Annotated in this window: 21 protein-coding genes and 3 tRNA genes; 11 read left to right on the top strand and 13 right to left on the bottom strand. The window is 59.4% G+C overall.

What is annotated here, in order from left to right:
• Positions 1-180 precede the first annotated feature (180 nt).
• Together BM321_RS24290 and nudC are read left to right on the top strand one after the other, a co-directional pair.
• Entirely contained in the window at positions 181-993 is an 813-nt protein-coding gene (locus BM321_RS24290) for a crotonase/enoyl-CoA hydratase family protein (protein WP_092445263.1), read from the top strand.
• A 6-nt stretch (positions 994-999) separates the two neighbouring features.
• Entirely contained in the window at positions 1,000-1,830 is an 831-nt protein-coding gene (gene nudC, locus BM321_RS24285) for an NAD(+) diphosphatase (protein WP_092445261.1), read from the top strand.
• On the opposite strand, the gene BM321_RS24280 is transcribed toward nudC, so the two are convergent.
• From BM321_RS24280 to BM321_RS24270, 3 genes are all read right to left on the bottom strand, one after another.
• Positions 1,798-2,577 carry a TSUP family transporter gene (locus BM321_RS24280; RefSeq protein WP_072405699.1) on the bottom strand — a complete coding sequence of 260 codons (780 nt, stop codon included), beginning with the start codon at positions 2,575-2,577 and terminating at the stop codon, positions 1,798-1,800. The genes nudC and BM321_RS24280 overlap by 33 nt on opposite strands.
• A gap of 112 nt (positions 2,578-2,689) precedes the next feature.
• Positions 2,690-3,862 (bottom strand): zinc-dependent alcohol dehydrogenase, encoded by a 1,173-nt coding sequence (locus BM321_RS24275; RefSeq protein WP_072405698.1) that lies wholly within the window; start codon positions 3,860-3,862, stop codon positions 2,690-2,692.
• The gene (locus BM321_RS24270; protein ID WP_175534961.1) at positions 3,862-4,683 is read right to left on the bottom strand and encodes an SRPBCC family protein; all 822 of its coding nucleotides are present in this window, start codon (positions 4,681-4,683) and stop codon (positions 3,862-3,864) included. Before BM321_RS24270 ends, BM321_RS24275 begins: the two co-directional genes overlap by 1 nt.
• A gap of 362 nt (positions 4,684-5,045) precedes the next feature.
• Between BM321_RS24270 and BM321_RS24265 the strand changes: the two genes are divergently transcribed.
• Positions 5,046-5,119 (top strand) — tRNA-Cys (locus BM321_RS24265).
• Between the two features lie 192 nt (positions 5,120-5,311).
• A tRNA-Leu gene (locus tag BM321_RS24260) sits at positions 5,312-5,398 on the top strand.
• Positions 5,399-5,473: 75 nt separating this feature from the next.
• On the opposite strand, the gene BM321_RS24255 is transcribed toward BM321_RS24260, so the two are convergent.
• Complete coding sequence (locus BM321_RS24255; RefSeq protein WP_092330303.1) at positions 5,474-5,836, bottom strand: NUDIX hydrolase; 363 nt, start codon at positions 5,834-5,836, stop codon at positions 5,474-5,476.
• 283 nt (positions 5,837-6,119) lie between these two features.
• Here BM321_RS24255 and BM321_RS24250 point away from each other — a divergent pair, with 283 nt between their 5' ends.
• Both BM321_RS24250 and BM321_RS24245 read left to right on the top strand, forming a co-directional pair.
• Entirely contained in the window at positions 6,120-6,305 is a 186-nt protein-coding gene (locus tag BM321_RS24250) for a hypothetical protein (RefSeq protein WP_092330377.1), read from the top strand.
• Between the two features lie 84 nt (positions 6,306-6,389).
• On the top strand, positions 6,390-6,617 hold the full coding sequence (locus BM321_RS24245; protein ID WP_092445256.1) for a PLD nuclease N-terminal domain-containing protein: 228 nt from the start codon (positions 6,390-6,392) through the stop codon (positions 6,615-6,617).
• A 33-nt stretch (positions 6,618-6,650) separates the two neighbouring features.
• Here BM321_RS24245 and BM321_RS24240 read toward each other — a convergent pair whose 3' ends face one another.
• The 3 genes from BM321_RS24240 to BM321_RS24230 form a co-directional block, all read right to left on the bottom strand.
• A complete protein-coding gene (locus tag BM321_RS24240; RefSeq protein WP_092445254.1) occupies positions 6,651-7,076 on the bottom strand; it encodes a hypothetical protein in 426 nt (141 codons plus the stop codon).
• A 118-nt stretch (positions 7,077-7,194) separates the two neighbouring features.
• On the bottom strand, positions 7,195-7,425 hold the full coding sequence (locus tag BM321_RS24235) for a hypothetical protein (protein WP_092199408.1): 231 nt from the start codon (positions 7,423-7,425) through the stop codon (positions 7,195-7,197).
• A gap of 152 nt (positions 7,426-7,577) precedes the next feature.
• A complete protein-coding gene (locus BM321_RS24230) occupies positions 7,578-7,832 on the bottom strand; it encodes a DUF6555 family protein (RefSeq protein WP_060742222.1) in 255 nt (84 codons plus the stop codon).
• Positions 7,833-8,071: 239 nt separating this feature from the next.
• On the opposite strand from BM321_RS24230, the gene BM321_RS24225 reads away from it, so the two are divergent.
• Both BM321_RS24225 and BM321_RS31075 read left to right on the top strand, forming a co-directional pair.
• The gene (locus BM321_RS24225) at positions 8,072-8,971 is read left to right on the top strand and encodes a polysaccharide deacetylase family protein (protein WP_092445252.1); all 900 of its coding nucleotides are present in this window, start codon (positions 8,072-8,074) and stop codon (positions 8,969-8,971) included.
• A gap of 101 nt (positions 8,972-9,072) precedes the next feature.
• A complete protein-coding gene (locus tag BM321_RS31075) occupies positions 9,073-9,264 on the top strand; it encodes a DUF2188 domain-containing protein (protein ID WP_092445299.1) in 192 nt (63 codons plus the stop codon).
• A gap of 166 nt (positions 9,265-9,430) precedes the next feature.
• Here the strand turns inward: BM321_RS31075 and BM321_RS24215 are convergent, their stop codons facing one another.
• The 3 genes from BM321_RS24215 to BM321_RS24205 all read right to left on the bottom strand — a co-directional run bounded on the left by BM321_RS24215 (position 9,431) and on the right by BM321_RS24205 (position 12,580).
• On the bottom strand, positions 9,431-11,248 hold the full coding sequence (locus BM321_RS24215) for a DAHL domain-containing protein (protein WP_092445249.1): 1,818 nt from the start codon (positions 11,246-11,248) through the stop codon (positions 9,431-9,433).
• A 265-nt stretch (positions 11,249-11,513) separates the two neighbouring features.
• Positions 11,514-12,368, bottom strand: coding sequence for a prohibitin family protein (locus BM321_RS24210; RefSeq protein ID WP_092445246.1), 855 nt, complete (start codon positions 12,366-12,368; stop codon positions 11,514-11,516).
• A gap of 124 nt (positions 12,369-12,492) precedes the next feature.
• Positions 12,493-12,580, bottom strand: a tRNA-Ser gene (locus BM321_RS24205).
• 124 nt (positions 12,581-12,704) lie between these two features.
• Between BM321_RS24205 and BM321_RS24200 the strand changes: the two genes are divergently transcribed.
• Positions 12,705-13,376 carry a Bax inhibitor-1/YccA family protein gene (locus BM321_RS24200; protein WP_025213780.1) on the top strand — a complete coding sequence of 224 codons (672 nt, stop codon included), beginning with the start codon at positions 12,705-12,707 and terminating at the stop codon, positions 13,374-13,376.
• Positions 13,377-13,759: 383 nt separating this feature from the next.
• Positions 13,760-15,106 (top strand): hypothetical protein, encoded by a 1,347-nt coding sequence (locus tag BM321_RS24195; RefSeq protein ID WP_092445244.1) that lies wholly within the window; start codon positions 13,760-13,762, stop codon positions 15,104-15,106.
• Between the two features lie 41 nt (positions 15,107-15,147).
• Here the strand turns inward: BM321_RS24195 and BM321_RS24190 are convergent, their stop codons facing one another.
• Entirely contained in the window at positions 15,148-15,585 is a 438-nt protein-coding gene (locus tag BM321_RS24190; protein WP_092445242.1) for an Lrp/AsnC family transcriptional regulator, read from the bottom strand.
• Between the two features lie 133 nt (positions 15,586-15,718).
• Here BM321_RS24190 and BM321_RS24185 point away from each other — a divergent pair, with 133 nt between their 5' ends.
• On the top strand, positions 15,719-16,612 hold the full coding sequence (locus BM321_RS24185; RefSeq protein WP_092445240.1) for a DMT family transporter: 894 nt from the start codon (positions 15,719-15,721) through the stop codon (positions 16,610-16,612).
• Between the two features lie 15 nt (positions 16,613-16,627).
• Here the strand turns inward: BM321_RS24185 and BM321_RS24180 are convergent, their stop codons facing one another.
• Complete coding sequence (locus BM321_RS24180) at positions 16,628-18,253, bottom strand: NADP-dependent glyceraldehyde-3-phosphate dehydrogenase (protein WP_092445237.1); 1,626 nt, start codon at positions 18,251-18,253, stop codon at positions 16,628-16,630.
• Positions 18,254-18,495: 242 nt separating this feature from the next.
• Entirely contained in the window at positions 18,496-19,410 is a 915-nt protein-coding gene (locus BM321_RS24175) for an autotransporter domain-containing protein (protein ID WP_092445235.1), read from the bottom strand.
• Positions 19,411-19,612 lie beyond the last annotated feature (202 nt).

Here is a 19,612-nt window from a genome sequence, read left to right as displayed (position 1 = left end):
GATGGGGGTGGGTCAGCTTGCATCAATATTGAATGTTCAGCCGCCATCGCGAGCAAGCTCGGCTCCCACAATGAATCCTGCGGTACGCAAGTCCCGCTTTTGGCCGATGCACTGCCTACGTCCTGTCGCGATGGCTTGGTATAGTTCAGGCCTCTTTTCAGCCGGTAAAGGATCACTGCCATGTCGAAATACCAAGCGTTCAACGTCGAACTTGCCGACAACATCGCCCATGTGCAGATCAATCGCCCGGAAAAGATCAATGCGATGAACGTTGATTTCTGGCGCGAGATCATCGAGATCTTCCAATGGATCGATGACACCGATGAGGCGCGGGTGGTGGTGCTCAGCGGTGCCGGCAAGCATTTTTCCTCCGGCATCGACCTGATGATGCTGGCCGGTGTGGCCAACGAGCTGGGCAAGGACGTGGGACGCAATGCGCGCCTGCTGCGGCGCAAGATCCTGCAACTGCAAGCCTCGTTCAACGCCGTGGACAATTGTCGCAAGCCGGTGCTCGCGGCTATTCAAGGCTATTGCCTGGGCGGTGCCATTGACCTGATTGCCGCGTGCGACATGCGTTATGCCGCCGAGGACGCCCAGTTCTCCATCAAGGAAATCGATATCGGCATGGCTGCCGATGTTGGCACATTGCAACGCTTGCCCCGGATCATCGGGGACGGCATGCTGCGTGAACTCGCTTATACGGGGCGCACCTTCGGTGCCGAAGAAGCGCGCAGCATCGGCCTGGTCAATCGCGTCTACAGCGACACCGCCAGCCTGCTCGACGGCGTGCTGGGCATTGCCCGGGAAATCGCCGCCAAGTCGCCGATCGCCGTGACCGGCACCAAGGCAATGATCAGCTACATGCGCGACCACCGCATCGACGACGGCCTGGAATACGTCGCCACCTGGAACGCCGCCATGCTGCAATCGACCGACCTGCGCGTGGCCATGGCCGCCCATATGAGCAAACAGAAACCCGAATTTCTGGATTGACTGACCATGACTTCACGCTGGACCACCGCAGTACTCGATACCGATCTTCCCGGCGGCTGGGCCGTGGCCCGTAGCCCGGAAGGCTTTCTGTTCGACGACAACGGCGCGCTGTTCCCCCGCGAGTGGCTCAAGCGCCAAGACCTGTCGATCCTCGCCGAACACGGCATCGGTCACCTGGATGGCGAGCCGGTCTACCTGTTGGAGTTGCACAGCCCGCTGGACATTCCTGGCTGCCACTGGAAAGGCCTGCGGGCCTTCATGCTCGAGGGCGACCACACGCTGTACAAGGTGTTGGGCTATGCGGCACAGATCGGCACCTGGGCCCGGGAGCATCGCTTCTGTGGCAGTTGCGGCAAGCGCATGAGCCAGATTCCGTTGGAGCGGGCCATGTATTGCGACGCCTGTGACCTGCGTCACTACCCGCGGATTTCACCGAGCATGATCGTGTTGATTACCCGCGGCGATGAAGTCCTGCTGGCCCGTTCGCCGCGTTTCGTCACGGGCGTCTACAGCACCCTGGCGGGGTTTGCCGAGCCCGGCGAGTCGGCCGAGGATTGCCTGGTGCGGGAGGTGCGTGAAGAAGTCAGTATCGAAGTGAAGAACATCCAGTACATGGGCAGCCAGTGCTGGCCGTTCCCCCATTCGATGATGCTCGGTTTTCACGCTGAATATGCCGGCGGCGACATCGTGCCCCAGGAAGATGAAATCGAGGACGCCCAATGGTTCAACGTCCACGACCTGCCACCGTTGCCGGCCTCGCGCTCGATCGCTCGCTACCTGATCGACCTTTATGTGGCGCGGCGCTTAGGCCACGCTGAACCAGTGTTGCCAGGCTAGGCGCACGGTCAAGCCCAGCACCACGGTGATGAACACCGGTCGGATGAACTTCGCGCCGCCGCTGATGGCGGTGCGAGCGCCGAAGAACGCGCCGATCATCACCGACAGGCCCATGCTCAGGCCGATCACCCAGTCCACCTGTCCGGAAAAGATGAACACCGACAGCGCCGCAATGTTGCTGACGAAATTCATGCTGCGTGCCACGCCACTGGCCTTCACCAGGTCGATGGGGTAGAGCAGCAGGCTGCTGACCGTCCAGAACGCACCGGTACCGGGCCCGGCCACGCCGTCATAGAAGCCCAGGCTGAAACCCTGGGACGACTGCCATGTCTTCTTGATCGGTGCGTCGCTGTCCAGTGGTGCCTTGGGCGTGCCGCCAAACAACAGGTACAGGCCGCAGGCGAAGACGATCACCGGCAGCATCTTGTTCAGCCACTCGGCAGGCAGGTAATGGGCGACGATGGCACCGGTCAGGGCCCCGACCAATGTGCCGACGAGGGCGTGGGTCCATTGCCTCGGGTGGAACAGCTTGCGCTTGTAGAAGGTGAAGCTGGCCGTCGCCGAGCCGAAGGTCGAGCTGAGTTTGTTGGTCCCCAGGACCAGATGAGGCGGCAAGCCTGCGGTCAGCAGCGCCGGCGTGGTCAGCAGCCCACCGCCACCGGCAATGGCATCGATGAAGCCGGCAATGAAAGCGACAACGGCAAGGATAGCGAGGGTAGTGAGGTCAACGCTGAGTTCGAAAGGCATGGAATGGGCTTATTGGGCAGGTCGCAGAAGGGCTGCGGGAAGGCCTGTATGTTACCCATAATGGTGCAGGGCTGCGACTGCTGGTGTGTGCGCAGCCCTGCAAACAGCGCAATCACTCAGGCCGAAACACTGCCCGCACACAATTCTGTGTCTTCTCCTTGAACATTGCATAACCTTCCACCGACTGTTCGAGCCCCATTGGATGAGTCAGCAGGTAGGAGGGGTCCAGTTCACCTTTCTGGATGTGCTCGAACAATCGTTCCACGTAACGCTGTCCGGGCTGTTGGCCGGAGCGCAAGGTCAAGGCTTTATTGACGATGGCCCCCATGGGAAATTTGTCCAGCAGACCGCCATAGACGCCGACCACCGAGACCGTGCCGCCTTTGCGACAGGCTCGGATCGACTGGCGCAGCACCGTCCCGCGCTCGGTGTGCAGGCGCAGCATTTGCTTGGTCTTGTCGTAGAGATAGTCGACCTCTGTACCATGGGCCTCCATGCCCACACAGTCGATGCAGCGATCCGGGCCCCGGCCGCCGGTGAGCTCCAGCAAGGCGGCATGCACGTCCGTGGTTTCATAGTTGAGGGCGATGGCGCCCGTCTTTTCTTCGGCCAGTTGCAAGCGATCAGGCAGGCGGTCGATGGCAATCACCCGTTCGGCCCCCAGCAAATAGGCACTGGACATCGCCATCAACCCGACCCCGCCGCACCCCCATACCGCCACGGTGTCGCCCCGTTGGATATTGGCGTTATCGGCGGCGAAATAACCGGTGGGCACCGCGTCGGAGACGAAGACCGCCTGCTCGTCGCGGATGCCTTCGGGAATCTTGAACAGGTTGACGTCGGCAAACGGCACGCGAATATAGGTCGCATGACTGCCTGCATAGCCGCCAAACGCATGGCTGTAGCCGATAATCCCGCACGCCGGTTGGCCGTAGGCGATATCCGTGGCGCTGGGATTGGGGTTGGAGTTGTCGCAGCAGGAAAAATCCGAGCGCCTGCAATGTTCGCACTCGCCGCAACCCAGGATCGACACCGTGACGACCCGGTCGCCTTTGCGCAATGAGCTGACGGCTGAACCGATCTCCACGACTTCACCCATGAATTCATGGCCAATGATATCGCCGGCCTGCATAGTCGGTACGTAGCCCCCCAACAGATGCAGGTCTGACCCACACACCGACGACATCTTCACCCGGACGATAGCGTCGCGGGGATTGATGATGGACGGGTCATCGACGGTTTCAACTTGTAGCTTGTTCGGGCCTTGCCAAGTCAATGCGCGCATCAGGCGTTACCTCCAGTGGACGGCTGGTGGGTCGGTGTTTGAGGGGTATCGGTGGCCGGATGGACGAACAAGAAATCCTTGGTGCCGGGGGCGTGCATTCGATGCGTGGCCACCTCGCCGGTTTCCAGTTGTTGCTTGATGCTGCGCAGCAGGTGCAACAAGGCTTTGTCCGAGAACTTCGAAAGGGCGGCTGCCAGGGCATATCCCGCAGCACCGGGGAGCGTCTGGCAGGCGACGATGACCTTGAGCTGCGTGCCTCGGCCGGCCGGTGCATCAGTGAAGTGCATCTGGATGTCATGCTTGAATCGTGTATCCGGAGCGGCCGTCCAATGCAGCTTGCGGCCGTCCTTGGGTTCGTCCTGTTCGATGTCGCAATGCAGGGTCTTATCCATCGGCCCGTGGGCGACCCAGCGATAGGTGCGTTCACCGGTCTGTTCGATTGCATCGACCCAGGGCAGCAACGCACCGAGATTACCCGGGTTGCGACAGAACGCGAAGACCGCTTCCCTTGGTTTACCCACGGTAATGCTACGAGAGATCACCTTGCTGCCGTCCCAGTCTCGATCCTGTTCGAAAGCTTGTTCGAAGGGGGTGTGGGTCAGCGCGCGCTTGATCCTGCATGTGCCTGAATAACCGCGCCAGGCGGCACAGGCACCCAACAGCACCTGCGGCCAACCCTGGAGCCCGCCCTGGCGCAGTCCATTGGCGATCAATAGCGTGCCGGCCAGCAAAGACACCGCACGCTCCGGTGTGCCGAGATTGGGATGCGACGGAGTCGGCACCGCTGCCCGGCTCGCAACCAGTTTGGGTCGTTCAGACATGATGGTTTCCTCATTCTCCAGGGGCGACATAAGGAATGAGCCGGGGGGAGGTGCGGTTGTTCCGTCGACGTGCGAGCTTTCCGATGAGGCGAATCATGGCGCTGCAGTTCAAGCGTTTGCCAGGGCGGTCCGGGATTCGCTGGCTGGTTTGGCCAGGGGAGGAAAAGCTGATCGTTCGACGAATTTTTTTTGAAATCAAGGGGTTGTCAGCCTAGGCAAATGAGTACATAATTGCGCCCATCGAACGCACTGGGACGTAAAAAATCTCAATGTTTTCAAGGAGATAGCGCTGAGCAAGTGGCTTATTTCCTGATCAGGTTTGTACCGCGGTTGATGTAGCTGCATTGCATCGAGCGTCTTGAGGCCGAATAGCAAAATGGTTATGCAGTGGATTGCAAATCCACCTACGCCGGTTCGATTCCGACTTCGGCCTCCACTTTTAAAAAGCTCTGTAGATCTATGATTTACGGAGCTTTTTTATTTTCGAAGCATTGAAAGGTTTTGTCTTGAAAAGGGCATAAGCGACCTTGCTTCACAGGGGAGGGATGTATATATTCCCCCTCTTGCTGCACCAGCCAGGACTTCGGCCATTGGATTTGCCGACGTTCCCATGGCTAATCGCGCTACCGCCCGAATGGCGAAACTGGTAGACGCATGGGACTTAAAATCCCCCGCTCGTAAGGGCGTGCCGGTTCGATTCCGGCTTCGGGCACCATCTAAAATCAAGGGTTTGCGGGCGAAAGCTAATGCAAACCCTTGTTCGTTTCGGTTTCCCGCTTGTACTGACTCATCACAATCGCCGGCGAAACGCCTCGAGGATATCCCGCATGCCCTTTTTCATTTGCAATTGGGCAATGGCATCCAACGGGTGCCAGAGGCAATCGCTGATTTCATTCTGTGGCCGGGCCGCCGTCGAATCGCGGACTGACGCTTCGAACACGTGATGCTCGGTTTGCCCGTCATTGATTCGCATCAGGTAGAGCAGGTTCTCGACGTCCAGGCCAGTTTCCTCTGCCAGTTCCCGGATGGCCGCCCCCGCATGGGTTTCCCCCCGTTCGACGGTACCGCCGGGAAGCGCCCAGCGGCTATTGGCTTTGCGAACCAGCAGGACGTGGCGATTGTCTTCGCAGATGACGGTCGCTCGAATTTTCATGGTGGTGCTCGATCCGTGACTGTCATTAAACTGAAATATATCTGCAATATTTGAGCCTGGCATCAGTCGCTCGTTCAAATATCGATTATTCAGGGTCCTGTCCGTACGACCACCACGGGGTGGAAAACACTGAGTTCATTTGAGTCTGTCATCGCTTCAGTCGATCTTCCCTACCGTCAGCGCCCGGCTTTCGACCGGCTATCGCCTCAAAGGGAATCAGCTTCGAAAAAAAGAATCCATGTTGGGTGCAATGGCTGCTCCCGGTAGGGGGAAGGACAGGCAGATGACCACCGTTGAAGACTTCAAGATCAAATCCCATGAACTCCTGGTGGAACTCGATATGGCGACAGCGGAAATGATGAAGCTCATATGCGTCCATCAAATGAGCGGATCGACTTGGGATGAGGCGGTTCAGCGTCAACATGAAGCCTATGAACGGTGGGTCGCTTATCTGAATGAGCGGGGGTAGCTGCCGCACGCGCCATGGGCGAAATTCTTTGAACGGCGCCTGAACGGCTGTGCCTAATCTTTAAACCGAGAAGAGGATTAGGCCATGTCTGAATTAGCCAGTTACTTCTGGATCGCTGTCGCGGTGCTGTTGCTGCTCGTGGATCTATGGGCGATCGTCAGTGTCTTGCGAAGCGACAAGTCGGTCGGGACCAAGGCCGGCTGGGCGCTGCTGCTGATCATCCTGCCGGTGTTGGGGCTGATCATCTGGGGCGTAGCCGGGCCCCGTGGCATCAAGGAGGGGCCGTCATCACCGGAGCACAGCAAGGGCTAGGAACGAACAAGCTGCGCCGCACATGCCGGCCTGTCACTGTCTTTTCCACTCGCCGCCGGTGCTTTCGCAGTCTTCCTGGGCCTGCTGTAGCTGCTCGACATCGTAGTAATACCAATTCACTTTGGCATTATCGGGAAGGTTGGCCGATCCACCGTGCTTGTCTTTGCTGGTCGAGCGGGGGTTGGCTAACGCTTCCTGGGTCAGCCTAGCCTGGCAGGTCGCCACATATCCTTCGGCACAACGCTCGACTTTACGCTTTTGGGTGCTGAGGGTTCCCTTGGTTTCATTGCTGCAAGACCAATCCAGGGTTTCGGCGGGCATGCCTTTGTATTCGTAGCAGCTATGGCTTTCGATCACCGGGACCGACTGGCTCTGGGATTGAGTGGTGACGTCGCAGCCTTGGGCCATGACGGCGGCGGGGCTTGCACAAGCGATCAATAGCAGGATTCTGGCATTCATGTGATTTTCCCTCTGCGGCTTTTGCACTGGTGCCTATCCATTTCGAGGCGCAAAAAATGGCCGCGTTCCATCGGTTTTCCAACCGGTAGAACTCAAGGGAAATCTCTGACGTAGCGTGTCAGCGGAACTTGGGCAGCGGTGGTTCAGCGGGCTTGAGTGACGTCAGCGCGCTCTGGATCGACGGAGCGTCTTTGTCGATGTCGGCGAGCCGGTCGCGGATACGCACCGCGGTAGGGTGCCCACCTTGGTGGTCGACCCAATCGGCGATTTCCTTGCAGGCTGCCGTGAGCCTGGCCTGACGTGACTCCAGCAGGGTGAGCAGGGTGGTGATGGACTCTTTTTCGGACATGTCGCACCTCCATTCAGGGTTGATGAGGCAGCACGAAACCCGCCAGGGGCGGGTCATGCTGTGGTTTAAGCGTAGTTGAGTTGTTGCGGATCTGTCGAAGAATCCGGCGCCCGGCCAGACAACCGGCGCGCCGGAAAACGGTGCGCGTTATTTCAGCCGGACTCCTTGACCCAGGTCGGCGCGACGCTGGCCCGCCAGCGTACATCGGTAATGCCGTATTTTTCCGCCAGGGGCTTGGAAACCCGTTTGACCTTCTCCCTGCCGAATTTCGGTATACGCCCAACGCCCGCGTCGCAACTGGCCCAATGCCAAGCCTCGGAGTTATTCATCACTTCTGCACGAATAATGAATGACTTGGGTTCGCCATGGAGTATGTAGTCAATGATGTAAAGCGATGGCCCGCCCATAAATCCTCCCTAATATAGTCCTATACGGATGGATGCAAAGGCATTGGGAAAATTCCATCGAATTTCCAGACGGTCAAATTAATACCGCTCAAGCTCAAGCAGGGGGGCGACAACAAATTTTGCGAACGGCCATTGTTAGTGCAAGGAACCAAACCCGGTTACCCTTCTCCAAGGTGGGCTTCAACACCGTCTGCCAGGGATCAAAGGCGAAGCAACGCGGCATCAACTAAAGGCAAAACATGAAAAAAATCGCCAGGGTCCTGTCCATCGCAGCCCTCGCCATCGGTTTATCGGGCTGCATTGGTGCCCCCATCGAACTGACGCCGCAAACCGAACAACGCTTGCTCGAACAACCCCCGATCCGTTTCCTGCTGACATTCGACGATGGACCCAGCGCATCGTCTTTCTGGAACCCTAGCCTGCAAGTGCTGGACGCGCTCGCAGACAACCCGATACAGCCCGGCATCAAGGCTGTGTTTTTTCTGCAGACCCGCGGGCCGCGGGGCGGCGGCAGTGATATCGGCCGCTCGGTGATGCGTCGGCAGCAGCAGGAAGGCCATGTGCTGGGTTTCCATACGGCGACCTACTGGCACACCAATCATCGGTTCCTGAGCCCTGATGAGCTGGAGCAATCGCTCACCCGCGGCGGGAGTGATATCGCCGCCATGACCGGCGCGGCACCGTCCCTGGTCAGGCCTCCTTTCTGGAGTTTCGACAGGCGTACTGCGGCGGCCTACCGACAACATGGCCTGCACATTCTGTTGACTGACCTGAGCGCCAATGACGGCAAGGTCTGGGGCATCACGATGAGCCCTCGGCGGCGGATCAACCTGACCCGACAACTCTCCGAGGTGCGCGAGCGCATCGCCGCCGGACAACTGCCAGCGGTGGATGGGGTCATCCCGGTGGTGGTGACCTTTCACGACATCAATCGTTATACCGCCCGACATGCCCGCGAATACCTGCAGATCCTGCTCGATAGCGCCAAGGCGACCGGCATGAGGACCGCCGCCAAGCCGTTCTACGATGACCACCAGGCATTGGAGCGAGCGGCCTTGGCCCGGACGGTCGATCACAGTGCAGAGCCCGTGCATTTGCCGGGCTTGTGGGACTGGCTGTGGGATTCGGATTCCCACTGAGGGCACCACGGGTGCAGTCGGCTTCGCGACGTCCGGTCGGCAGCCTTGGATCATCAGCGTGTATGGTAGGTGATGCACCCTTGTTAAAGTCGGAGGTGATCATGAGTACTGCGATGATGACGAAAATACACGTCAACGGTTATGACGTGCTCAGCGTAAACAGTGGCCCATGGCGAGTCTGTACCCAGGCTGACCGTTTGGGCTCCTTTGCTTCCCGTGAGGAAGCGCTGGCCTACGCGGCGGCATTGCCGACCCGGAGAAGCCGTAGCGTTCGGCCTGGGAATACGAAATAGGCGGGGGCGAGCTTGCTCGCGATGCGGTCAGTGCATTCAAAATCTGGGTGACAGCCACACCGCTATCGCGAGCAAGCTCGCTCCCACAGGAGCTCTCTGGTGGGCACATTCTTGATGCGCACCCTAGGAAAACTGTGGGAGCGAGCTTGCTCGCGATGGCGTTAGGTCAGCCTGCATCCTTCGCTGATCGGGTGCGCGCCAACTCCAGCGGGATTTCCAGGGTAAACAGCGCACCTTGCCCAGGGCCGTCGCTATGGACATGGAGGCGGCCGTTCATTTCAACCGCCGCCAGGGCGCAGCTGTGCAGGCCAAAGCCATGACCGTCCTTGCGGGTGGTGAAACCATGGTTGAAGATGCGCGCCAGGTTCTCTGGGGAAATGCCTTCTCCGCGGTCCTTGACGCTCAGGCACAGCTTGGTGTCGTCGAGGATACGGATCCCCAGGGTCATTTCACGCGGATGTTCGCTGATGTGCGACATGGCGAATTTGGCGTTGCTGATCAAGTTGATCAGGATCAGCAATAACCTGTGCTTGTCCCCCATGATCGCGGGTACGTCCTGGTAATCCTTGATGACGGTGACGTGATGCCGGCTCAGGGCGCCCGAGTTCATGCGCAGCGCATCCTCGAACAGGTCGCTGACATCGAGTGGTTCGATCAGCCTGGCGGCCCCTGCGTAAGTCTGTTGAGTCGTGACGATTTCCTTGATGTGATCGATGCTCTTGGTCAACTGTGCCAATTCATCGATAAGCAGTTTCTGTTCGGCGGCTATGGAGTCGACCAACTCGTTGAAGTAACGCGGCAGCAACCGGCCTTTTTCATCCAGGGTAATGAACCGGCCAAGGTCTTCGGCATGTTCGTTCATCATGTTGACCGCTTTGGTGAGTCCGAGTGTCTTGCTGCTTCTCAACTTGCGGGTTACCAGCTCGGCGGAAATATTGACGCTGTTGAGCACATTGCCGACGTTGTGCAACACATTCGTCGCGATTTCGGCCATGCCCGCCATTCGGGCCGCATCCACCAGTTCGCGTTCGGCTTCCATCAACTCACGGGTACGTTCCTGCACGCGCTCTTCCAGGCGTTCGTTGGACGATTGCAACGCTTGGTTGATCTGATTGATCACGGCATAGCTGCGAACCAGGCGCACCGCCAGGTAGATCATCAACAGTGCCATCAGACTGGCGCATACGGCCAGGTAGATGTGGTATTGACGGTCGGTGGCGGCAGTCCTGCGCTGTGTCTCGTTCAACAGCTCATTGATGCTGTCCAGTTCCTGGGCAACCGGAATGACGCTGATGCGGTCAAGCAGGTCATTGACCACCGGTTGCTCCTGGACAATGGTCCTGACGTGCTGGATGAGGCTGATGAAGGGCGCCTGATAGGTGGCGGGCAACGGGTGAATGTACGGCTCCAGCTCAGTCAACTTGTCTTGTACTTCCCGGGCTTTGTCTGTCGTGACATAAAGCCCGAACTCCAGTGTCGTCAGGGTCAATTCGAGCACATTGGACGCCGCGGTCAGGCGCTCCATGGGGCTTTCGATGTGCATGTCCTCGAGCAGCGTTTGAATCTGGTCTTCGACCTGCGGCAGCGCATCCAGGGAGGTGCGCAGACGGGCGTTGTGTTGTTCGAATTGCTCCACCAGTAAGGTCTTGTTCTTGACGGCATCCACATAACCCTGGCGCCGGGACGCCCAAAGCGCCGCCAAGGGGCCGGAGTTGTTGAGTCGTTCCAACTGCTGCCAGCGACTGTCGGCCTCCGGGGGCGGCGCCAGTGACAGATTGTTGTTGATGCCGATCTTTTTCCTCAGGATCTTGCCGTTCCAGTTCGCATCGGATTGTTTGAGTTGACGAATGAAATCGCGGGACTCGAAGTAGGTCGATGAGTCGTACGTGTATGACTTGATCAAAAAGAATATCAGTGCGGAAAACACAATAAGCGCGACGGCCAACAGGGCAGGCCATTTATATTTCTTGATAAGAGTGGTCACGCGACTCTCCTGTCCAGGATGCTTATCGAATGCGTCGGTGAATTGCCGGGGGGGAGGGAGTTGCTCAAGGCCTGAGCCGAAGGGGAGGCGAGGTAATCGTCGTACGGTGGTGCGTGTCGGTCTGCTTTTGCCTGGGTACACGTTGAGCTCCCTGCTAACGATGAACGTCGGGTTCATTGGCAGTGTAGCGCTAGAGAGGGGCGACGCTTGCTCGGGGGCGCTCCGGGATGGAGCTGGCGCGGCCAGGGAGGCCGCGCCTGGGGTGTCACTTGATGTCGATGAAGGGCATGGCGCTGTTCGGCAGCACGGTGGTGGGCAGCACGCCATTCCAGCGTTCGGCCTTGGTCAGTTCCACCAGGTTCTGGTTGCTGGCCAGGGCCTGGGCTCGCGCCTTGATGGCTTCGGCTTCGGCTTTGCCGCGCAGCTCGGTTGCCAGGGCGTCCGCCTTGGCCTGGGCCACTTGCGAATCGGCTTCCGCCTGCGCCTGGGTCACCCGAATCTGCGCCTGGACCTGCTCGGTGGCGAGTTGTTGTTCGCGGGTCTTGACCTGGACTTCAGCGGCCATGCGCGCTTCGATGGCTTTTTCGTAGGCATCGCTGAAATCGATGTTTTCGACCTGGACGCTGTCGATGATCACCGGCCCGGTAATGGTGGCCTTGATGGCCGTGGAAATATCGTTGACCAGCTGGACGCGGTTCTGCACGGCAGCCACGGCGTTGAACTTGCCAAAGACGTTTTCCACCTGGGTCGGCACCTGGCGGCTGATCATACGGTCGCGGATGCCTTCAAGGTCCTTGAACTGGGTGTAGACCTTCGCCACATCGGAAGGGGCGATATGCCAGGACACGGACACTTTGAGCTGGGCGGACTGTTGATCCTTGCTGTAGGCCTGCAGGTCTTCGTAAGCGGTGACCTGGCTCTGGACGCTGATCATGCGTACGGATTCGATGAAGGGCGTCTTGAAGGACAATCCCGGTTCAACCACCCCGACCAGCGCCCCGTTGCGCAGCAGCACGCCGCGCTCGGTCTCGTCGACCGTGTACCAACTGCCGAACAGTACGCACAACAAGACGATGCCGATGATTGCAGCAACGATGGAGCCGATGGTTTTGCTGGTCACTTTTCTTTCCTTGAGTGGCGGTGCGGGGTTTGCCATAGCGATATCCAATGCTGAAGCTGCCATAGGCATTCTGAATGCCGGACACGAAAAAGCCCTGAATAATCAGGGCTTTGACGTTGGAAAATGGCGGAGGCGATGGGATTCGAACTCATGGACCTGTTACAGTCGACGGTTTTCAAGACCGTTGCCTTAAACCACTCGGCCACACCTCCGTATTGCGTTGCGGGCGCCATAATACCGGAATGAAACACACTGTCAAACTCTCTACGTAGCTTGTTACAGAGCGTCTGTTATGATCCTTGCCACTGAATGTTTCAAAACCGGAGGAGTGTCGCCATGCGCGAACAGGATTACGCAGTGAACAACAGCGTGCAGGCTGAGCAGCTAGAGGTTAGCCGCGTCCTGCGCAACACTTATGGCCTGCTGGCACTCACACTCGCTTTCAGCGGTGTGATGGCCTACGTCGCACAACAGATGCGGGTGGGTTACCCGAACATCTTCGTCGTGCTGATCGGTTTCTATGGTCTTTTCTTCCTCACCAACAAACTCCGTGATTCGGCCTGGGGCCTGGTGTCGGCTTTCGCCCTGACCGGCTTCATGGGCTTCCTGCTCGGCCCGATCCTCAATCGCTACCTGCAAATGCAGGGCGGTGCCGAAGTGGTCAGCTCGGCCTTTGCCATGACCGCCCTGGTATTTGGTGGCCTGTCGGCCTACGTGCTGATTTCCCGCAAGGACATGAGTTTCCTCGGCGGTTTCATCACCGCAGGTTTCTTCGTCCTGATGGGGGCCGTGCTGGCCAGCTTCTTCTTCCAGATCAGCGGCCTGCAACTGGCGATCAGCGCCGGCTTCGTGCTGTTCTCGTCGGTCTGCATCCTGTATCAGACCAGCGCCATCATCCACGGCGGCGAGCGCAACTACATCATGGCGACTGTCAGCCTGTATGTATCGATCTACAACCTGTTCGTCAGCCTGCTGCAGCTGTTCGGCCTGATGGGTCGCGACGACTGATCGCATCCGCGATGAACGAAAAAGCCCGCTTCGGCGGGCTTTTTTTCGCCCGTGTTTCGAGTTGTGGCCAATGGCCAACAAAAAATCTGAAACTGATGGCACCTTTGAATAAATGATCTACACCTATGGAAATGGAAGCGTATTGCCATGGGAGGCAAGAAGTGGATCGCTTGGTTACCTACCTGAAGTTCCCCCATCACGTATTCGGCTAGCGAGCCCGGTCTGGTCGTGGCCGTTCGTTGGGGGCGGGAGGCTATCAAGGCGACTCCGCAGGACCGTGAGCAGGCTTGGGCATCATGCTGCAGCCTGATAACAGAAGGAGGCCCTGCACATCGGCCAGGAATCCGATGCGATAGCAGACGCTTCCCTATAAGGAGATATTGATGAAGCAGTCTCAAGGAAAGATCATTGCGTGGCTGGCCCTGACGGGGGCATTGTCCACCGCTAGCGTCCATGCCGGAGTCTTCCCCGATTTCGGCTACGCCCCGCCCAAGAGTGCATACGCCGGAGCGCCGTTCCAGCTCAGCCAGGACTATCCGAAGGTGGCCCCGGGCGCATCGTCGGTACCGGCATTCTTCCAACATTTGCCCAAGACATTCTCCAATGACTTTGAAACCTGGCGCCCGTACATGGAGGAAGTGAAAAAGTATTGCTTGGAAGGCAATACTGAAATCGGCTGGAAAGTACAGAACAACAAGATTCGCCGGTGGTATCACATGCCTTGGCAGCATTACGGTCCCAACGGTCGTGAAGGCATCAGCGGGCTGACCAAGGAGGCACCGATTCAGCCCGGGCAGCTGGCAAGTACGCAAACCGAGAGCGGGCAGACCTACGCGGTGGGTATCTATAACGACATAGGGGCCTACACCATCGGCCAGGTCTGGAAAGACCCGGATAATCCAGACCCAAGCTATACCTCCAAACCCAAGAGCTTTGCCAACGGCACGGTGGTCTGCAAGGCGCTGTTCGCCGATATAGACGTCAAGACGGTGCCGTTCCTGGCGAATCCGTTGCTCTGGAAAGCCTACACAACCGAAACCTTCAGCTCGACAAAACGGTCCGTCACCAAGGTGGCGCTGATTCAGATGGACATTGCCGTGCGCGACACCCGCGTGAGCGATACTGGCTGGCTGTTCGGCACGTTCCAATACAACGGCGCCAAGACCGGCAAGGCGAACTGGAACAATCTGGTGCCGGTGGGGATCATGTGGGGCAATGATCCCCAGGAAACCGGCAACGACTTCACCAACCCCAAGCCGGTGGTCACCAAGATCAACCCGGCCCTGAAACAGACCGCGATCAACGCCACCCAGGAACTGCCACCGACCCACCTGGGTTGGAACGGGCGACTCAATGGGCCGGTGGACAACCCCCAGGCGTCCTGCCTGAGTTGCCACATGACCGCCGAGTACCAGCAATTGGCGATCATGAACCCGACGTTCCAGGCCAACCCGCCACCTGTGGGAGGCGATGTCTGGATGCAATGGTTCCAGAACATTCCGGCCGGTCAACCGTTCAGCCCGGGCACGCAAAGCACGGACTACAGCCTGCAACTGTCCGGAGCCCTGGCCAATTTCTATGACTGGAAGTGCAACCACAGCGGCGTCTATGCCGATGGCGTCAATGCCTGCACCAAACTCCAGACGCTCAGGTTGATCAAAGCGAGCAACGCGCCTGAGGAACAAGTGCACAAAGTGCAGCGCAGTCCCGAGTTGGAAGAGCTCGAATAACCCTCTTTCCCGGCCTCGGATGACCCGAGGCCGGTTTCCACTCACGCCATCGGCGGCAACCGCCGCTTGACCGGGGTCTTCTTGACAATGGCCGTATTGGTCTCGGCGTGGATATTGAGCTTGTCCAGCAAGGTATCCAGCTGTTCCATCGAGCGCACATGCAGGCGCGCGATGAAGCAGTCGTCGCCGGTAACCTTGTCGCATTCGGTGAATTCAGCGTTGGCCTGGATCTGCCGCTCCACTTCCTGCAACTGCCCTGGCAGCGGGCGGATGCGCACGATGGCCTGGAGTTGATAGCCGAAGCACTTGGGGTCCACCTCGACGGTGTAGCCCCTGAGCACGCCGCGTTCCTCGAGCCGGCGAAGACGTTCGGCGACACTGGGGGAGGACAGGCCGCTGAGGTTTGCCAGGGCCTTGAGGGAGCGTCGGGAGTCTTCCATCAGGGCGCTGATGAGGATCTGGTCAATGTCGTCAGTCATTTCAGCTCCATTAGGCGAATGCGTGAAGTTGCCTTGATAAAAAAGGCCGAAACGCAGTTTAGCCTTTTTCAAGTCATGGAGAAGGCTCCGGTCGGCTCGGCATACTGTGCCCACTTGCTGAAGGAGCCTGAAGATGGACAAGACCTTACGCCGCGGTTCGCTGGAAATGACCGCCGCCATGCTGATCTCCGGAACCATTGGGTGGTTCGTGCTGGTTTCCGGTTTGCCGGTGCTGGATGTGGTGTTCTGGCGCTGCGTGTTCGGCGGCGTGACTTTGCTGCTGATCTGCGCCGGTTTCGGCTTTTTGCGGCCCGGCATCCTCACCCGTACCACCTTCCTGCTGGCGGTGCTCAGTGGTGTGGCGATCGTCGGTAACTGGGTGTTGTTGTTTGCTTCTTATTCCCGTGCTTCGATCGCCATCGGCACAGCGGTGTATAACGTCCAGCCGTTCATGTTGGTAGGGCTGGCGGCGTTGTTCCTGGGGGAGAAGATCACCGCGCAAAAACTGTTCTGGCTGGCGGTGTCGTTTCTCGGAATGCTGGCCATCGTCAGTGCCCATGGTGAGCAAGGGCAGGGCGGTGGTGACTATCTGCTGGGCATTGCGTTGGCGTTGGGGGCTGCGTTGTTGTATGCCGTCGCGGCGTTGATCATCAAGCGCCTGACGGGCATGCCACCCCATCTGATTGCCCTGATCCAGGTCAGCACCGGCGTGTTGCTGCTGGCGCCCTGGGCGAACTTCTCGGCGTTACCGCAACACACCCAGGCCTGGGCCAGCCTGTTGACCCTGGGGATGGTGCACACCGGCGTGATGTACGTGCTGCTGTACAGCGCCATCCAACGGTTGCCGACCGCGTTGACCGGGGCGCTGTCGTTCATCTATCCCATCGCGGCGATCTTCGTCGATTGGTTCGCCTTCGGCCATCGCCTCGAACCGCTGCAGTGGCTGGGGGTGGCGGCGATCCTGCTGGCGGCTGCCGGCATGCAACAGGGCTGGGGCATCAAGTGGCGTCGCCCAGCCCTGTCGTAGCCCACCGGGCGTGGCTCAGAAGATGTAGTCCGTGGTCAGGAAGTTGGAATCCCGCTCACGGATGATGTCGCTGATCAACGCCTTGTTGCTCTCCTGGAACTTGGTCGCCACCAGCGTGCGGATGGAAAAGGTGCGCAGCGCATCGTGGACGGACAAGGTGCCCTCGGCCGAGTTCTTCCGGCCATTGAACGGGAAGGTGTCCGGGCCACGCTGGCACTGGGCGTTGATGTTGATGCGGCCGACCTGGTTGGCGAAGGTGTCCACCAGCTTGCCGACTTGTGCCGGGTCGGTGCCGAAAATGCTGAGCTGCTGGCCGAAGTCGGACTCCAGTACGTAATCGATCACGGTATTGAGGTCGCGGTACGGCACGATGGGCACGACCGGGCCGAACTGTTCTTCGTGGTAGACCCGCATCGCCGTGTTCACCGGGTACAGCACCGCCGGATAGAAGAATGAGTTGCGTGACTCGCCACCGTGGACATTCTTCACCTCCGCACCCTTGGCGACCGCATCGGCGACCAGTGAATGCAGGTAGTCGACCTTGCCCGCCTCGGGCAATGGCGTCAGCGCCACACCCTCTTCCCACGGCATGCCGGCTTTCAGGCCGGCCAGCCTGGCGTTGAATTTCTCGATGAATGCCGGTGCCACGTCTTCATGGACAAACAGGATTTTCAGCGCCGTGCAGCGTTGGCCGTTGAAGGACAGCGAGCCGGTCAACGCCTCGCTGACCGCGTTGTCCAGGTCCACGTCCGGCAGCACCAGCCCGGGATTCTTCGCATCCAGCCCCAGGGCGGCACGCAGGCGGTGCGGGCGCGGGTGGAGTTTCTTCAGGTCGCTGGCGGCCTTGTTGGTGCCAATGAAGGCGAAGATGTCGATCTTGCCGCTGGCCATCAGCGCGCTGACGGTTTCCCGGCCGCTGCCGTAGATCACGTTGATCACACCCGCCGGGAAGCTGTCGCGGAAGGCTTCGAGCAACGGCCGCACCAGCAGCACACCGAGCTTGGCCGGCTTGAACACGACGGTGTTGCCCATGATCAAGGCCGGAATCAGCGTGGTGAAGGTTTCGTTCAGCGGATAGTTGTAGGGCCCCATGCACAAGGCCACGCCCAGGGGCACGCGGCGGATCTGCCCGAGGGTGTCCTGTTCCAGCTCGAAGCGGCTGGAGCGGCGGTCCAGTTCCTTGAGGGCATTGATGGTGTCGACGATGTAATCGCAGGTGCGGTCGAATTCCTTCTGGGAGTCCTTGAGATTTTTGCCGATCTCCCACATCAGCAACTTGACCACGGCCTCGCGCTGCTCGCGCATGCGCGCCAGAAAGGTTTCCACATGGCGGATGCGCTCGGCGACGCGCATCGTCGGCCACTGGCCCTGGCCGCGATCGTAAGCCCGGACGGCGGCGTCCAGGGCGGTGAGGGCGGTCTCGGCATCCAACAGGGGCGTGCTGCCGAGAATCACTTGTTCATCACCCAGCTCGCCGGTCAGGTAGACGGGGCTGCGGACGACGGCCAGTGGCCCTTGCCAGGTTTCCAGGGTACCGTCGACCAGGTATTCGCGCTGCTCGATCCGACCTTCGAGACGGTAGGCGTCGGGGATGTCGGCGGCACCGGGGAACAGGTTGGCGAGGAAGGGGGCTGTGGTCATGTCGTTACTCCATCAATGAAATGAGCCATGGGCGGGCGGCTTGCAGGCATGAAACGCTTTTAGCGTTATACGCCTTAATGGAGGTGTTTTTTAAGTGGCGGCAGATTGCTTGCGCCGGACGACGTTGTAGGAGCTGCCGAGCGAAGCGAGGCTGCGATCTTTCCCTAGACACTTGAGTCTCAAGCGAAAGATCAAAAGATCGCAGCCTCGTTGCACTCGACAGCTCCTACACAGCTCCGGGATCACCAGCGCATCCGCACCCCCATGCTGGTAATGATGCCGTTGAGGTCGTTATCGTCGACGTCACTGCTGTAATCGGCGCTGACATACAGGCTTACCGCTGGCGTGACCCGGGCCACCAGGCCCAGGCCGACTTCGACGGTGGAGGATTTTCGACTGCTGCTGATCTTGTCGACCTTATCCAGGGACACCGTGCTGGCGTCCTGGACGGTGTGCCAGAGGTTGGTTCGCAGGTAAGGCTCCACACCGAGGCCGTTGACCTGGTAGTTACCTTTGAGGCGTGCGCCAACGCGGCCGCTCCAACTGCTCAGTTCGTCGCCGGAGCCGCTTCCGGCATTTGGCGTATCGAGGGTGACGCGCTGATTGATCAGCTGCGCTTGGGGTTCGACCACCCAGTGGGTGCTGATGCCAATAGGGAAGCCACCTTCGACCGATAGCGTCACCGCATGGCCTTCGGTGGCCTGGCGCTGGCCTTGTTCGATGCGGCTGTAGCCGTTGACCCGGCCGCCGCTGGCGCTCAGGTCGACGTGCCAGCCCGTGGGACCGGTCAGGCTCCAATAGGCACCGAGGCTCGAACCTTTCAGGTTGAGGGCATCTTTGTCCGGGTCGGCCAGCGCGGGCATCACCAGCAGGCCGCCGCCGGTTGAAACGATCTGGTGTTGGCCACTGATCAGTCCCATGCGCTGGGTATGGCCGTCGCCGTGGCGCAATGTGAACAGGGCGGGGCTTTTGCCGGAAGAAGGTTCGCTTCCAACAAGTGCGGTATTGAGGCGGGTGGATGACGTTCGATCGTACCAGGGTTGCAGGCTCTCCTCGGCAGGCCAGGCCTGGACCTCCATGGATGAAAGCAACAGCAACGATGTCGAGACGGTATGGAAAGTGGTGGTGAACGCTTGTGGACGGAGGGAGGTTCTCATGGGGGCCTGCCTTGCAATCGCATGCATTTCTCGCTTTTTTGGCGTCTCTCCTACCCCGAATGAGGGGCGACCGAATGGATTGGGGCAAGCCTCTGGCGGCCCGTCTTGACGGGTTCCAGAGGCCTGCCCCTGACTGTATTTCCGGGGGTAGTATGGTGTAGTCAAGAAGACTGATGGCGGCGCGTCAAGAAAATGAACGATG

Origin of the sequence: Pseudomonas sp. NFIX10 (genome assembly GCF_900111955.1) — a bacterium.
Classification (GTDB): Bacteria; Pseudomonadota; Gammaproteobacteria; order Pseudomonadales; family Pseudomonadaceae; genus Aquipseudomonas; species Aquipseudomonas fluorescens_AA.
Note: the sequence above shows the minus strand (reverse complement) of the source record. Positions and strands in the feature narration are given on the sequence as shown.

Bases quoted from the DNA above. Each gene is read 5' to 3' on its own strand.
- BM321_RS24290 (WP_092445263.1), top strand. From the start codon at position 181: ATGTCGAAATACCAAGCGTTCAACGTCGAACTTGCCGACAACATCGCC.
- nudC (WP_092445261.1), top strand. From the start codon at position 1,000: ATGACTTCACGCTGGACCACCGCAGTACTCGATACCGATCTTCCCGGC.
- BM321_RS24280 (WP_072405699.1), bottom strand. From the start codon at position 2,577: ATGCCTTTCGAACTCAGCGTTGACCTCACTACCCTCGCTATCCTTGCC.
- BM321_RS24275 (WP_072405698.1), bottom strand. From the start codon at position 3,862: ATGCGCGCATTGACTTGGCAAGGCCCGAACAAGCTACAAGTTGAAACC.
- BM321_RS24270 (WP_175534961.1), bottom strand. From the start codon at position 4,683: ATGTCTGAACGACCCAAACTGGTTGCGAGCCGGGCAGCGGTGCCGACT.
- BM321_RS24255 (WP_092330303.1), bottom strand. From the start codon at position 5,836: ATGAAAATTCGAGCGACCGTCATCTGCGAAGACAATCGCCACGTCCTG.
- BM321_RS24250 (WP_092330377.1), top strand. From the start codon at position 6,120: ATGACCACCGTTGAAGACTTCAAGATCAAATCCCATGAACTCCTGGTG.
- BM321_RS24245 (WP_092445256.1), top strand. From the start codon at position 6,390: ATGTCTGAATTAGCCAGTTACTTCTGGATCGCTGTCGCGGTGCTGTTG.
- BM321_RS24240 (WP_092445254.1), bottom strand. From the start codon at position 7,076: ATGAATGCCAGAATCCTGCTATTGATCGCTTGTGCAAGCCCCGCCGCC.
- BM321_RS24235 (WP_092199408.1), bottom strand. From the start codon at position 7,425: ATGTCCGAAAAAGAGTCCATCACCACCCTGCTCACCCTGCTGGAGTCA.
- BM321_RS24230 (WP_060742222.1), bottom strand. From the start codon at position 7,832: ATGGGCGGGCCATCGCTTTACATCATTGACTACATACTCCATGGCGAA.
- BM321_RS24225 (WP_092445252.1), top strand. From the start codon at position 8,072: ATGAAAAAAATCGCCAGGGTCCTGTCCATCGCAGCCCTCGCCATCGGT.
- BM321_RS31075 (WP_092445299.1), top strand. From the start codon at position 9,073: ATGAGTACTGCGATGATGACGAAAATACACGTCAACGGTTATGACGTG.
- BM321_RS24200 (WP_025213780.1), top strand. From the start codon at position 12,705: ATGCGCGAACAGGATTACGCAGTGAACAACAGCGTGCAGGCTGAGCAG.
- BM321_RS24195 (WP_092445244.1), top strand. From the start codon at position 13,760: ATGAAGCAGTCTCAAGGAAAGATCATTGCGTGGCTGGCCCTGACGGGG.
- BM321_RS24190 (WP_092445242.1), bottom strand. From the start codon at position 15,585: ATGACTGACGACATTGACCAGATCCTCATCAGCGCCCTGATGGAAGAC.
- BM321_RS24185 (WP_092445240.1), top strand. From the start codon at position 15,719: ATGGACAAGACCTTACGCCGCGGTTCGCTGGAAATGACCGCCGCCATG.
- BM321_RS24180 (WP_092445237.1), bottom strand. From the start codon at position 18,253: ATGACCACAGCCCCCTTCCTCGCCAACCTGTTCCCCGGTGCCGCCGAC.
- BM321_RS24175 (WP_092445235.1), bottom strand. From the start codon at position 19,410: ATGAGAACCTCCCTCCGTCCACAAGCGTTCACCACCACTTTCCATACC.